General features: G+C 41.7%; 13 protein-coding genes. 12 read left to right on the top strand and 1 reads right to left on the bottom strand.

What is annotated here, in order from left to right; all coding sequences use genetic code 11:
• Positions 1–11: 11 nt before the first annotated feature.
• From pabC to umoD, 12 genes are all read left to right on the top strand, one after another.
• Positions 12–842: an aminodeoxychorismate lyase gene (pabC, locus tag G3341_RS08940; RefSeq protein WP_154624445.1), complete on the top strand. Its 831-nt coding sequence runs from the start codon at positions 12–14 to the stop codon at positions 840–842.
• Between the two features lie 19 nt (positions 843–861).
• A complete protein-coding gene (mltG, locus tag G3341_RS08945; protein ID WP_163861357.1) occupies positions 862–1890 on the top strand; it encodes an endolytic transglycosylase MltG in 1029 nt (342 codons plus the stop codon).
• 1 nt (position 1891) lies between these two features.
• Positions 1892–2518 carry a dTMP kinase gene (gene tmk, locus G3341_RS08950; RefSeq protein ID WP_163861360.1) on the top strand — a complete coding sequence of 209 codons (627 nt, stop codon included), beginning with the start codon at positions 1892–1894 and terminating at the stop codon, positions 2516–2518.
• A gap of 9 nt (positions 2519–2527) precedes the next feature.
• A complete protein-coding gene (holB, locus tag G3341_RS08955; RefSeq protein ID WP_163861364.1) occupies positions 2528–3520 on the top strand; it encodes a DNA polymerase III subunit delta' in 993 nt (330 codons plus the stop codon).
• A 13-nt stretch (positions 3521–3533) separates the two neighbouring features.
• Positions 3534–4325: a metal-dependent hydrolase gene (locus G3341_RS08960; RefSeq protein WP_154624441.1), complete on the top strand. Its 792-nt coding sequence runs from the start codon at positions 3534–3536 to the stop codon at positions 4323–4325.
• 28 nt (positions 4326–4353) lie between these two features.
• Positions 4354–4704 carry a purine nucleoside phosphoramidase gene (hinT, locus tag G3341_RS08965; RefSeq protein WP_154624440.1) on the top strand — a complete coding sequence of 117 codons (351 nt, stop codon included), beginning with the start codon at positions 4354–4356 and terminating at the stop codon, positions 4702–4704.
• A gap of 9 nt (positions 4705–4713) precedes the next feature.
• Positions 4714–5130, top strand: coding sequence for a YcfL family protein (locus G3341_RS08970; RefSeq protein WP_244316499.1), 417 nt, complete (start codon positions 4714–4716; stop codon positions 5128–5130).
• Positions 5130–5714, top strand: a complete 585-nt coding sequence (lpoB, locus tag G3341_RS08975) for a penicillin-binding protein activator LpoB (protein ID WP_154624439.1) — start codon at positions 5130–5132, stop codon at positions 5712–5714. Before G3341_RS08970 ends, lpoB begins: the two co-directional genes overlap by 1 nt.
• Positions 5704–6576, top strand: a complete 873-nt coding sequence (locus tag G3341_RS08980) for a phosphotransferase (RefSeq protein ID WP_163861368.1) — start codon at positions 5704–5706, stop codon at positions 6574–6576. Before lpoB ends, G3341_RS08980 begins: the two co-directional genes overlap by 11 nt.
• Positions 6577–6652: 76 nt before the next feature.
• Positions 6653–7672: a beta-N-acetylhexosaminidase gene (nagZ, locus tag G3341_RS08985; RefSeq protein ID WP_154624437.1), complete on the top strand. Its 1020-nt coding sequence runs from the start codon at positions 6653–6655 to the stop codon at positions 7670–7672.
• Positions 7673–8517: 845 nt separating this feature from the next.
• Positions 8518–9822: an NAD(P)/FAD-dependent oxidoreductase gene (locus G3341_RS08990; protein ID WP_154624436.1), complete on the top strand. Its 1305-nt coding sequence runs from the start codon at positions 8518–8520 to the stop codon at positions 9820–9822.
• Between the two features lie 697 nt (positions 9823–10519).
• Positions 10520–11122, top strand: coding sequence for a UmoD family flagellar biogenesis regulator (umoD, locus tag G3341_RS08995; protein WP_154623830.1), 603 nt, complete (start codon positions 10520–10522; stop codon positions 11120–11122).
• A gap of 66 nt (positions 11123–11188) precedes the next feature.
• Here umoD and mfd read toward each other — a convergent pair whose 3' ends face one another.
• Positions 11189–14632 (bottom strand): transcription-repair coupling factor, encoded by a 3444-nt coding sequence (gene mfd / locus G3341_RS09000; protein WP_154623831.1) that lies wholly within the window; start codon positions 14630–14632, stop codon positions 11189–11191.
• Between the last annotated feature and the right edge of the window lie 29 nt (positions 14633–14661).

Here is a 14661-nt window from a genome sequence, read left to right on the forward strand (position 1 = left end):
AAGAATTATCAATGTCATATTGGGTTAATGGAATTGCATGCCGTCATATTGATGTTTCTGATCGCGCTGTGCAATTTGGTGATGGCTGCTTTACGACGATTCATGTGTTTAATCAGCAGCCCAAAATGCTTGAGCACCATATTAGGCGCTTAGTGCAGGATAGCGCTCGTCTCAAGTTACCTCAACCTGATTGGCAACGTCTGCAAGAGCAAATTCTCGCCATTTGTCAGCAACAAAGTCATGATGAATGGGTACTCAAAGTGATCATGAGTCGTGGTACAGGTGGCCGAGGCTATAGTTCTTTGGGGTTCAATCAACCAACAGTGATTATGTCGATAGCGCCTTTCCCCTTGCATTATCAAGCATTGCAGAAATCGGGTATTCACTTGATGTTGAGCAGTGTGCCGATCAGCAAGAACCCATATTTAGCCGGCATTAAGCATCTCAATCGTCTCGAACAGATCTTAATTCGTCAGGAAATTGATGAAGCTCAAGCGGATGAAGCATTAGTTGTTGATTCAGATGGTATTTTGATTGAATGTTGCAGTGCAAATCTCTTTTGGCGCAAAGGTGAAACAGTATTTACTCCAAACTTAACGTTTTCAGGGGTAAATGGATTAATGAGACAAAAGATTATAGCGCTTTTAGCAACCAGTCAGTACGATCTACAAGAAGTTGAACGATTCCCTGAAGTTTTAGGATGTTGTGATGAGGTGTTTATTTGTAATGCTTTGATGCCGATATTACCGGTTGCGACGATCAACTTAGGTAAAAACAAGCCTCTCTGGCAATATTCCTCTAGAGAATTATTTGAATATTTGTTGTTACGTTGCCAAATTTAGTCACAGAAATGGTTGATGAATGAAACTAGCTAAAAAAATATTTATTGCAGCGGTCGCGATTGTGTTGATTGCAGGAAGTGTAGCCTACGTCTTGTATCAACAAGTTTTAAACTACGCGAAAGAACCGCTTAATTTAACCCAAGAAAAAATTTTTACCGTGCCATCGGGAACGGGGCGTGTTGCGCTTGAGGGTTTATTAGTTAATCAAAACATCATTAATCAAACTGATAAATTCCAATGGCTGTTAAAGTTTCGTCCCGAGTTAGCCAAAATGAAAGCAGGAACATACCGCTTGCGGCCGAATATGGATATTGAACAGATGTTGGCATTAATTGCGAGTGGTAAAGAAGCACAGTTTTCTATCCGTTTTGTTGAAGGTTATCGTTTATCCGATTGGACGAATATTTTACTTGATGCGCCTTATTTGCAGCATGAGATTGAAGGAAAAACCCCGACTGAGTTATATGCACTGATTGGCTTTGATGGCGATACAACTCTGGAAGGTTGGTTATATCCAGACACTTATTTGTATACCGCGGGAACACGCGATGTCGATATTTTGAAACGAGCTCATCAACAGATGAAAAAAAATGTCGAGGAGATATGGCAGGGACGTGATAAAGATCTGCCTTATAAAAATGCTTATGAGATGTTGATCATGGCATCAATTATTGAAAAAGAAACCGGCGTCGATAGTGAAAGAAATCAAGTCGCTTCAGTGTTTGTGAACCGATTGAAAAAAAATATGCGTTTACAAACCGACCCAACGGTAATTTATGGTTTAGGTGATAAGTATCAGGGGAAAATTTATCGTAGTGATTTAGATAACTATACGCCATACAACACTTACCGTATTGATGGGCTACCTCCAACACCGATCGCAATGCCGAGCCTTGCATCGATTAAAGCAGCAGCCCATCCGGCTAAAACGGATTATTTATACTTTGTTGCAGATGGTACTGGTGGTCACACATTCAGCCGTACGCTGAATGACCATAATCGTGCAGTCAAAGTGTATCGAAAAATTGAAAAACAGAATGATAAGTAAAATGAAAAATGCCTATATTGTCATTGAAGGATTAGAGGGAGCAGGGAAAACAACGGCGATTAAAACTGTTGTTGAAACTTTAAACCAAGCGGGTATTCAAGATATTGCTTTTACGCGTGAGCCGGGGGGAACGCCGTTAGCAGAAAAATTACGCGAATTGATCAAGCAAGGAATCAGTGGTGAGAAAGTGACCGATACTGCGGAGCTGCTTATGCTGTATGCAGCACGTGTTCAATTGGTTGAAAATGTCATCAAACCCGCCCTTGCCGCGGGCAAATGGGTTGTTGGGGATAGGCATGATTTATCTTCCCAAGCTTATCAAGGCGGGGGGAGAGGGATTGATCGCGAATTGATGCAATCCTTGCGTGATTTGGTGTTAGGGGAGTTTAAACCTGCTTTAACCTTATATTTAGATTTACCACCAGAACTTGGTTTACAACGCGCTCGGGCGCGTGGTGAGTTGGATAGGATTGAACAAGAATCCTTGGCATTTTTCGAGCGTACTCGTGCTCGTTATCTTGAATTAGCCGCAACAGACGAAACCATTTTGACGATCGATGCCAGCCAAAATATTGAACAAGTACAACAAGATATTCGCCAAACACTCAAGCAGTGGTTGGCGAAGTAAGGTGAGAAAATGAACTGGTACCCTTGGTTGAATGAAACTTATCGTCAAGTGATAACGTCCTATCAGCAAGGCCGTGGGCACCATGCATTATTGTTGCATTCACTATCTGGTAATGGTGTGGAGGCGCTATGTTATGGGATCAGCCGCTGGTTAATTTGTCAAAACACCGACGGTCTAAAAAGTTGTGGTCAATGTCATAGCTGCCAGCTGATGTTGGCCGGTACACACCCTGATTACCATGTATTAGAACCTGAAAAAGGTAAAACCACCGTCAGTGTAGATGCAGTAAGGAAACTGACGGAAACCTTAAGTGGCTATGCCCAGCAAAATGGGGCGAAAGTTGCTTATATTCCGCGTGCTGAAGCGTTAACCGATGCGGCGGCAAATGCCTTATTAAAAACGTTAGAAGAGCCAACACAACAGACTTATTTTTTATTAGGCTGTGAAAAGCGAGAAAATTTACTCGCGACACTCCGTAGCCGCTGTTTATATACTTATTTGTCGCCTCCAGAGTTGCAGACGGCATGGTATTGGTTACAAAAACACATTGCAGGCGTTAACTATAATGATGCATTGACCGCATTAAAGCTCTGCCAAGGGGCGCCAGTAGCGGCGATGTCACTGTTGCAGCCTGAAAATTGGCAGCAGCGTCATGCCTTGTGTCAAGGGCTAGCCCATGCAATGCAGCATAATGATATGTTGTCTCTGTTATCTGTCATGAATAATGATAAGGCCACTGAATTGATTGGCTGGTTGCTCGGATTGTTAACCGATAGCATGAAATTACAACAACAAGCTGCACAATTCTGTTTAAATCAGGATCAGTTGCCTCTCATTAGTGTGCTCGCGTCACGAATGACCTATACGCAATTGTTTAACGTTTATGAAGCTTGGCAACAATGCCGCCACCAATTGATGACAGTGCCTGCACTGAATCAAGAGTTACTTTTAACCAATCAGTTATTACAATGGGAAGCATTAATTGCGACTCTAACACGATGAAAAAGAGTGAAATATGTTTGTAGTTGATTCACACTGCCATCTCGATTGCCTTGATTATGAAAAATTACATACAGGTGTCGATGATGTTATCGCAAAAGCATCGCAGCGCGATGTGGGTTTTATGTTGGCGGTTGCCACAACGCTACATGGGTTTGATAGTATGAAAACCCTGATAGGCAAACGAGATAATGTTGCATTTTCTTGTGGGATCCATCCGCTTAATTTAGATGAAGGCTATGATTTTGAGCGTTTAGCACAGTTAGCGGCAGGGAAGGAAGTGGTTGCGTTAGGGGAAACGGGACTCGACTATTATTACCAAAAAGAAAATGCGGCACTGCAACAGGAGTCTTTCCGTCAGCACATTCGCATTGGTCGTCAGGTAAATAAACCGGTCATTGTACATACTCGGGATGCACGAGACGATACTTTGGCCATTTTGCGTGAAGAGAATGTGACTGATTGTGGCGGTGTATTACACTGTTTTACCGAAGATAAAGACACCGCGAAACAATTACTCGACCTTGGGATGTACATCTCTTTTTCTGGTATTGTGACTTTTCGTAATGCAGAACAAATTCGTGAAGCAGCAAGAATTGTTCCTTTAGATAGGATCTTGGTCGAAACGGATTCACCTTATTTGGCACCAGTTCCTCATCGTGGTAAAGAGAATCAACCGGCCTATGTCCGTGATGTAGCAGAATATATGGCTGTTCTCAAAGGGGTGAGCCCAGAAGAAATGGCGCGTATTACCACTGAAAACTTTAACCGCCTCTTTCATTTGAATGTCGGCGATAACAACGCGTAATTATTAGTCAATATTAAAGGAAGTTGAAATGGCAGAAGAAACAATTTTCAGTAAGATCATTCGACGTGAAATCCCTGCTGATATCGTTTATCAGGATGAGCTTGTTACCGCATTTCGTGATATCTCGCCGCAAGCGCCTTCACATATTCTTATTATTCCAAATAAATTAATTCCAACAGTGAATGATGTAGCTGCGGAAGATGAACAGGTATTAGGACGTTTATTTATCGTTGCAGCAAAAATAGCTCAGCAAGAAGGTATTGCTGAGAGTGGCTATCGCTTAATCATGAATTGCAATAAAGATTCCGGGCAGGAAGTGTTTCATATTCATATGCACTTAGTTGGTGGTCGCCCTCTAGGTCCATTACTCGCCAAATAAGGCAATGACGTGAAGATAGTCGAATATGTACTAATACGTGTGTTGGCGCTCAGTATGGTGGTCTTTTCACTGAGCGGCTGCCTGTGGGGAAAAAATGATGGCTTGGTATTTAATGAACAACAACGTGTCATTATGGAGCCCTCGGTTTTAGCGCATGGCATTATCGTAGAACAACCCGTAGTGAGTGTTGAAAACTATGCGGCAGTGGCTAAAGTCAATATGAGTAACAGTCAATCCGAGGCGGTGACCATCATGTACCGCCTTTATTGGTATGATAATAACGGCTTAAAAATAGCGACAACGCATGATATACAGCAAACAATACCTGCCAATTTATCTATTAGTGTTAGTAATCAAAGTACTTCATCACTGGCGCGTAATGTACGTATTTATGTCTTCTTACCGAAAACGCTTGGAGAAAAATAATGAAACGTATCCTATTTGTTGCAGCGGCAGCGATGATATTGGCAGGGTGTCCTTCTTTTCAATCAGAAAGACCAAAAACACCACCGCCTGTTGTACCGGTTGAACCCGTAGAGCCGACTGAACCAGTCACACCGCCACCAATCGATAAGGTCCCTACGCCACCTAAACAAAAAACGACGGACTGGTCTGCGGCGGTATCACCATTGGTGAGTGAAATGTCTGGAGCAAGCGGTATTGAAAGTGGCAAAGTATTGTTAGTCGATTCAGTCAAAAACAACACAAATGGTTCATTTTCCGTGCAAAACGCAACCTCAGCGATTGTAAAAGCGGTTGATAGTAGTCACCTTTTTAAAGTTGTTCCTCAAGATGTTGTGAATACAGCACGTAAAACGTTAGGTCTATCACAAGATGATAGCTTAGTCACGCGCAGTAAGGCGATTGGGCTGGGGCGCTATGTGCAAGCAGACTATGTGTTGTACAGTGTAATTTCAGGCTCAAATAAGCAACGTGATATTGAAATGCAGCTTATGGCAGTACAAAGCGGTGAGATTATTTGGTCAGGAAAAAACGATATTGACCAATAATGATTCATTGAGGCTACTGTTAAGGCGTTATTTTCCAAAGATTGATATTAAACTCTGGGAAATAACGCCCTTAGCGGGGCTGTCTGGGGGAACTTATCGTTTGAGAGCCGCCTTGGCAGATCAAGTCGTTGAGTTAATTGCTCGTGCACAGGGGCAAGTTCAACATGCGCTCTATGTCAACCGTCGTAAAGAAGCAAAAGTGCTACAGCAGTTGCACGGGTTCGGCCAAGCCCCAAAACAGCTAGCAAGAAACAGAGACTGGTTATTACTCTCGTGGTGTGATGGTCAACATCCAAGCCATACTCAATATTTATCACCTGAATTTCAATCGTTATTAGCGGCAACCATCGCTAAATTGCATACTCAACCCTTATTAAGTTACCCGTTACAGCTGCGGCAAGAGATGGCTCATTATGGGGAGTTGATTGATCCAAAGCGTAAAAACCCACGATGGCTACGGTGGCATAAATATTTTTTGTCCGCCCCAACGCCTAAAACGTTAAAGCTTGCTCCCGCCCATATGGATATTCATCGGGGTAATATTCTCTATACAGAGGATAACAGTATCATTTTGTTAGATTGGGAATATGCTGCGAATACAGATATTGGGTTGTCATTAGAAACCTACTTTCAAGCCAATCAACTAAACACCCAACAACGACATGACTTCCTATCAGAATATTGTAATAAACATCAATCATATACAGATGCTGAACGGTTGGCTGCTCAGTGTCGCCAATGGACACCATGGGTAAAATATATGATGTTGATGTGGTATGAAGTGCAATGGAATCAAAGTCAAAATAGCGATTTTTTGTTACACTCTGGAGCATTAAGGCAATATTTTCATTTGCCGTATTAAACCGCTTTGTTTAACACAAATGAAAGCATTGAAATGCGTGTTATGACCGCAAAATAGTTTAAATAGTGAGGCATGTATGGGTCCGATAATGCTAGATGTTCAGGGCTATGAGCTGGACAGTGAAGAGCGTGAAATACTGGCACATCCGTTAGTGGGGGGATTAATTTTATTCACCCGTAATTTTCATGATGCAGCACAATTAAGGGAGCTAGTGCGTCAAATTCGTGATGCATCACGCCACCGCCTATTGGTCGCTGTGGATCAAGAAGGTGGGCGTGTTCAACGTTTTCGTGATGGTTTTACCGCGTTGCCTTCCGCACAAGCTTTTGCTGCATTAAACAGTGAGTCAGAAGGGGCTAGGTTGGCCGAAGAAGCGGGTTGGTTGATGGCATCTGAAATGATAGCCATGGATATCGATATTAGCTTTGCGCCGGTACTTGACCTTGGTCATCAAAGTATTGCCATTGGTGAACGTTCTTTCCATGAAGATCCGGAAATAGCCATGGTTATGGCAGAACGCTTTATTAAAGGTATGCGTAATGCAGGCATGAAAACAACGGGTAAGCACTTTCCAGGGCATGGAGCCGTAAAAGCGGATTCACATAAAGAAACGCCTAGGGATGACCGTGACCTTGAGATCATTCGCAAAAAAGACATGTCAATTTTTAGAGATTTTATCCAGCGTGATTTATTGGATGCAGTGATGCCAGCACATGTTATCTATACTCAAGCGGATGAACGCCCTGCAAGTGGTTCGCCTTTTTGGTTGAAATCCATCTTACGTGAGCAACTTGGTTTCAATGGTGTCATTTTCTCGGATGATTTATCGATGGAAGGGGCCGCTATCATGGGAAGTTATCCGGAACGCGCTGCGGCTTCATTATCTGCGGGCTGTGATATGGTATTAGTCTGTAATAACCGTGATGGTGCAGTCAGTGTACTAGACAATTTACCCAAGCAACATGGCAGCTTAGCCTCATCGTTATTCCACAGTGGACGGCAATATAGTCTTAAAGAGTTACAAAGTACTCAGCGTTGGCAAGAAAGCCACAAACAGTTGGTTGGTTTATCCCGTCAATGGCAAGAACAACGTTAGTGAATTGACCTTACAATGCGATGATATTGTCCTATTAGGCAATGTTGTTGTCGTCAGAATAAAAAAACACCCAAGTGTTCATTCGTTGGGTGTTTTTTTCTATCATTTGATTTAGCGGGAAAGGCCGTTGATAAGTCGTTTAGTTTTGCACTCTGTCTTGTTCTCTTACACAACCTAAAAGCTTTATGCAATGGGATGAGTGTCACCAAGAAAATCGGGTGCTTAAGTAGGCTAATCACGAGAGTGACTTGCTAAGTGTTTATGTTTTCGTCGAGTGAAGGGTTTACTGTAATTGCTAGCAGAAATAGGAGAACAAGTCATAACGTCATGGTATAAGTGATAACAAAAGTGAAAGAGAAAGCAATCAAGCGGATACGATACTAGTCACGGTTTGATAGATAAGGAACTTCACTCAACATATCCCTTCGTATTGATCTTATGATAGGCGTCCATTCGACATATCTAAGTATTTTAGGTACAGCTGAATAGAGTGATACAAACATTATCCGAATTGTATTTGCTATCGCCCTTATAAAGAGGGTAAGGTCGCAGGCTAGACTAACTAATTATCATTATCAAATAGGTTGGAAATTATTTCGAATATTGATTAATATCAATATATCGCTAGCTGACACGATTCGTATTTTGCATAATATGAAACTAACCTGTGATCGATGTCATATTAATCAGTCAATTTGATATGCGTCAATATTTGGTATGACCAAATAACCAAGCGTGTTATTCTCAACATGGAGTTGAGGTTTATCGATGAAATGAGTGTTATTTAAGTGTTTTATCTTTTAAAAGGCTTAAATAACATTAATTTATTTTGTAATGAGGTATCCATGGCCTTTTCTCAACCAAAGATTGTGATAGTCGGTGGTGGTGCTGGTGGTTTAGAGCTAGCAACCCGTCTTGGGCGCAAATTAGGACGTAAAAAGCGTGGGGAAATCACCCTTGTCGACAGGAATCCAAGTCATTTATGGAAGCCTCTGCTGCACGAGGTTGCTACGGGGTCATTAGATGATGGTGTTGATGCACTTAGTTATCTAGCTCATGCACGCCATAACGCATTTAATTTCCAACTAGGTTCATTAACGCAAATTGATCGCGATAATAAAAAGGTCATTTTGGGTGAGTTGAGAGATAAAAATAATGAACTGTTAGTTCCTGAACGTGAAATTGACTATGACATATTGGTGATGGCGCTAGGAAGTACATCCAATGATTTTGGTACGCCGGGTGTCAAAGAACACTGTATTTTCTTAGATAATCCTCAGCAAGCACACCGCTTCCATGATGAGATGCTTAACTTATTTTTACGTTATTCAGTCCGTGATAATGCGGAAGAAAAAGTGAACATTGCGATAGTCGGAGCTGGTGCGACTGGGGTTGAGCTATCAGCTGAGTTATATAACGCGGTAGAACAGTTAACCAGTTATGGCTTTAAAGGGCTGGATACGGATGCTTTGAATGTCACCTTGGTTGAGGCAGGTGAACGTATTTTGCCAGCGCTACCTCCTCGTATTTCAGGAGCCGCGCATCAAGAATTAAACAAACTTGGCGTCAAAGTCCTGACGAAAACCATGGTAACCAGTGCAGATGATGACGGTTTGAATACCAAAGAAGGCGAAAAAATTCGTGCTGACTTAATGGTGTGGGCCGCAGGTATTAAAGCCCCTGACTTCATGAAAGAAATTGCAGGGCTAGAAACTAACCGCATTAATCAGCTGGTCGTGAAACCAACATTACAGACAACGCGTGATGATACTATCTTTGCGATTGGTGATTGTGCCTCATGCGCTAAGCCAGAAGGGGGCTTTGTGCCACCAAGAGCGCAGTCGGCACACCAAATGGCAACGCATTGTTATAATAACATCTTAGCAATGATGAAAGAGAAACCATTAAAAGACTATGTCTATAAAGACCACGGCTCTTTGGTATCTCTTTCACGTTTCAGTACCGTAGGTAGCTTGATGGGGAATTTAATGCGTGGCGATATGATGGTTGAGGGGCGAATTGCACGTTTCGTCTATATCTCATTGTATAGAATGCATCAAATAGCGCTTCATGGTTACGTCAAAACGGGATTAATGATGTTAGTGGGCAGCATTAACCGTATTATCCGTCCGAAGCTGAAGCTTCATTAATTTTCTATGTCGTTACCTTCTACACAGAAACCCTCGTTCAGTGTTGAACGAGGGTTTTTATTCTGATGAATACTATTGTTATATTAAATATTAATTCAAATGATTAATTACCCTTCACATGATACTAAAAAAGATTAACCACTTTATTGATAACGTGTTCATTCAATAAAAATAGTTCTATTAATTCTAAAAATAGAGGCTTATTTGTGAATTATTTAGTAACAAATCATTGTTAGTTTAAGTTAATCTACGTATTGCTTAGTGATTAAACATGATTTTTTAATGAGCCTTAAAGGCTTTTTTATTAAAAAATAGTTTGCATATTAATGTTATATATAATAGTTAACTATCTAATATATAACATTATCTAATAAACTAAGAAAATGTATAAAATTTCATGATTGATAATTTTCTTGTTTAATAAATAGTTATCGATAATTTATCGGTTTGGGATAAAGCATTAAGTGACTAACACTAAAAATATAATAAAATAAATTGATCATAATCAAGATGTAAAATTAAATTACATTTTAATTTATTGACCTAATGATGGATGAGGTCAAAGTGAATTTTTCAAAAGTTATCGTGAGTTAAGAAAATTCCAAAAATTGTGGCTATATTGTCTGCAATCATCGAATTATCAAAATGAACGGATACAATAGAGATATTACTAATTTTGTAACTAATAAGGGCGCCTATGAAGCTAACATATAAGTTTTTATTAGCAGCAATAGCTATTTGCCTCATTATTATTGCATCAATAGTATCGTTAAGCTGGTCTGAGAAGCCAACCAAACACGCAACAGTGCTGTCTATTGAACCTATCAAATCACATCGGCTGATTGAGCATGAAAACTGTTCGTTCATGGGAGTGCTGGATGGGTTTAATCAAGCATATTTATCACGTTACCATCCAGCACAAAGTGAATGTAAGATGGTATTTATGATCCAAACATTACAAAGTCAGTCTTTGCCTAAATTAGTGGATCGTGAATATCGTAGCTGTGTCATTACTGAGAAAGTCGAACAAATCATTGTGGGTTATGATGTGGTGTATCGTATTGGTAATACGCTAGGTAAAGTGCGCACAGCATACGAGCCGGGGCTATTGATACCTCTTGATCAAAAAGGTCGTTTAGATTTAAGTGCTTCTAGTAATGAACTTTGTGACGTTGCTCGTAGCGACGCTAATGCACTAATACCTTTTTATTGTGTCAAAAATGATGAAAAAGTATCAAACACATTCAATAACGCTGTTGAGATTTATCCTGGAAAGAATACGTACGCCTATTTTGATTAATATTTATTGAAACAACCTCCAGAGAAGGCTCAACTGAAGGTTGTTTCAAGGCATTTGAGCAGAGAATTAATCGATTAAGTTATCCGCAAAGTCATTTAATAACTGTTTGATAAATTCAATACGAGCATGTCTATCATTTAAATCGTGAACAAATTTGAGTCTCACAGGCCCATCGAGGCGGAACGTTTTAGGTTGATTCTGTAATAAACTGATTAAGAAGTTTGGCGACACTTTATTTTTCTCGCCAAACTCAATAAATCCACCTTGCTCATGAGCTTCTATACGCTTAATACCCAATTTTTCTGCTTCAAGCCTAATGGCTGCACTCGCCAGTAAAAAGCGCCCAGCATCGGGTAACATGCCAAAACGGTCCACTAACTCTGTACGCAGCTCGCTTAACTCCCTTTCATCACTCGCACTTGCTATACGTTTATAGAATGATAAGCGAATATTGACATCATGAATGTAATCATCAGGCAGTAGCACGGGCATGCGTAATTCGACTTCCGTTTGCTGATTCACGAGATCTTCCAATGAAGGCTCTCGTCCGTCTTTTAATGCATCTACCGCATTCTCTAATAACTCCATGTACAGTGTAAAACCGATTGTGGTCATTTGGCCGCTTTGCTCTTCACCAAGTAATTCACCGGCTCCTCGAATTTCAAGATCATGAGTTGCTAGTGCGAAACCAGCGCCGAGATCTTCAAGTGAAGAGATTGCCTCTAAACGCTTATGGGCATCAGTTGTCATGGCTTTAGGATGCGGGGTCAACAAATAAGCGTAAGCTTGGTGGTGAGAACGACCTACACGACCACGTAATTGGTGCAGCTGTGCTAGTCCAAAGTGATCAGCACGCTCGATAATGATTGTATTTGCCGTTGGAATATCGATACCTGTTTCAATGATCGTAGTACAAATTAAGACATTGAAACGTTGATGGTGGAAATCACTCATCACGCGTTCAAGCTCACGTTCGCGCATTTGACCGTGGCCAACCACAAAGCGCGCTTCTGGAACCAATTCTTCAAGGCGTTTTTTGGCTTTTTCAATATTTTCGACATCATTGTATAAATAGTAGACTTGTCCACCACGTAATGTTTCACGCAAAATCGCTTCACGAACAACCAGGTCATCATACTGACGCACAAAGGTTTTGACGGCTAAACGGCGAGCTGGCGGTGTCGCAATAATCGATAAGTCTCGCATACCACTCATTGCCATATTCAATGTACGAGGAATCGGTGTTGCGGTTAATGTTAAAATATCGACATCTGCACGCATCGCTTTGATACGCTCTTTATGACGAACACCAAAACGGTGCTCCTCATCCACCACAAGTAAGCCTAAGTCATGCCAGACGATGTCGCTTTGTAGCAATTTATGCGTACCGATCAGAATATCAATTTTCCCTTCCGCAGTTTCCTCAATAATTTGCTGCTGTTCTTTTGCCGTTTTAAAACGGGAAAGCATTTCGATTCTTATTGGCCAATTTGCGAAACGGTCGCGGAAATTATCGAAATGTTGCTGAGCAAGTAGGGTGGTTGGTACAAGTACCGCCACTTGTTTATTGTTGTTGATAGCTAAAAAGGCCGCGCGCATAGCCACTTCGGTTTTACCAAAACCAACATCACCACACACTAGACGATCCATGGCGATAGGTTGGCACATATCGCTAAGGACGGCATTAATAGCTAATTCTTGGTCGGGCGTCGTTTCAAAGGGGAAGCCTTGACAAAACTCTTGGTATTGCTCTTTATCGTGCTTAAATGCAAAGCCAGGCTTGGCTGCACGTTGCGCATAAATATCGAGTAGTTCTGCTGCCACATCACGTACTTTCTCTGCCGCTTTTTGACGGGCTCTGCCCCAACTATCACTGCCAAGACGATGGAGAGGTGCGTTTTCATCTGCACCGCCAGAATAACGGCTAATAAGATGTAGAGAGGAAACAGGTACATATAGCTTATCGTTACCTGCATAGGTCAGGATCAAATATTCAGCTTTAATGCCACCGGCTTCTAAGGTGGTCAAACCTTGATAACGTCCAACGCCATGTTCAATGTGTACAACGGGTTGACCGGGACGTAATTCGGCTAAGTTGCGGATGAGCGTATCGGTGTTGATCGTTCGACGGTTATCCGTACGGCGCCGAACAACACGCTCCCCAAGTAAGTCACTTTCACAAATTAAAGCGCGGTGCTGCTGAGGCTGAATAAAGCCATGTTCAGCGGCGCCGACCATAATAGCAAAACGGCTGTCGGATGGACTGGTATAACGGTTAATAATTTCAGGACGAATTTTTATGCGACCTAATAGTTCAGTCACCGTTTCACGTCGACCTTCACTTTCAACAGAGAAAACCACGGTTCCATCAAAATGTTCAATAAATTGACGGAGCTTTTCCAATGGTTGCTTGCTTTGCCCTTGAGTACTAATGTCGGGTAAAGGTTGATAGTCTAAATTGGTATTCGCTGCTTTATCCGCTAATTTCTCAACCGAAAGCTGAACTCGAGGCCATTGTTTTAATGCTTGGTTAAGTTGTTCGACAGTGAGCCATAAATCGGTTGGCGGTAGCAGAGGACGCATGGGGTCGACACCGCGGCTTTCGAAACGCTGCTGGGTATCTGTTTGGAAACGTTCTGCTGCTTCTTGATAATGTTGCGAAATAAACAGTGTGTTAGCAGGCAAATAGTCAAATAGAGAGGGTAGCGGTTGACTGAAAAATAGGGGTTGCCAGTATTCAATACCGGTAGGCAACGTTTTCTTACTTACCTGTTGATAAATATGCTCAGGATCGCGTCTAACTTCAAAACGTTCGCGCCATTGGCTGCGAAAACGCTCAATAGCCTCTTTATCGGTAGGAAATTCGTGTGCGGGTAATAAATTGATGCGTGCTACTTCTTCAAGGGTTCGTTGGCTATCGACATCAAAAGTCCGTAAGCTATCAATTTCATCATCAAAAAAGTCAATTCGATACGGTAAAGTGCTACCCATTGGGAATAAATCGAGTAACGCGCCTCGAGTTGCATATTCCCCATGCTCTAAAACCTGTTCAACGTGACGATAGCCTGCTTTATCAAGTTCATCACGCAAGCTATCACGTGAAAGTTTATCGCCTTTCGCCATGACTAGCGCGTGACTAGTTAAAAATTCAGCAGGGCATACCTTTTGCATTAAGGTGTTGACGGGCAGGATCAACACGCCTTTTTGCATTGTCGGTAGGCGATATAAGGTTGATAAACGGTGAGAGATAATTTCTTGGTGTGGTGAAAAATTATCGTAGGGTAATGTTTCCCAATCAGAAAGTATTTCTATCGGTAGTTGGGTAAATTGTTGAATTTCATCGCGTAGGCGCAGTGTGTTCTGCATATCTCTTGTGATGATGACCACAGGCCCTTGATGACGCTCTATCATCTCTCCACATTCAAGCGCACCAGCGGCCCCAATCAAGCATCCTAGATGACGGACATCACCACCGCGCGTAGGGAGTTCATAACGAAATTTTGCAGACATAAAAATATTCGGTTTCTCAATGCATCATG

It is taken from the genome of Providencia vermicola (assembly GCF_010748935.1).
Taxonomy (GTDB): domain Bacteria; phylum Pseudomonadota; class Gammaproteobacteria; order Enterobacterales; family Enterobacteriaceae; genus Providencia; species Providencia zhejiangensis.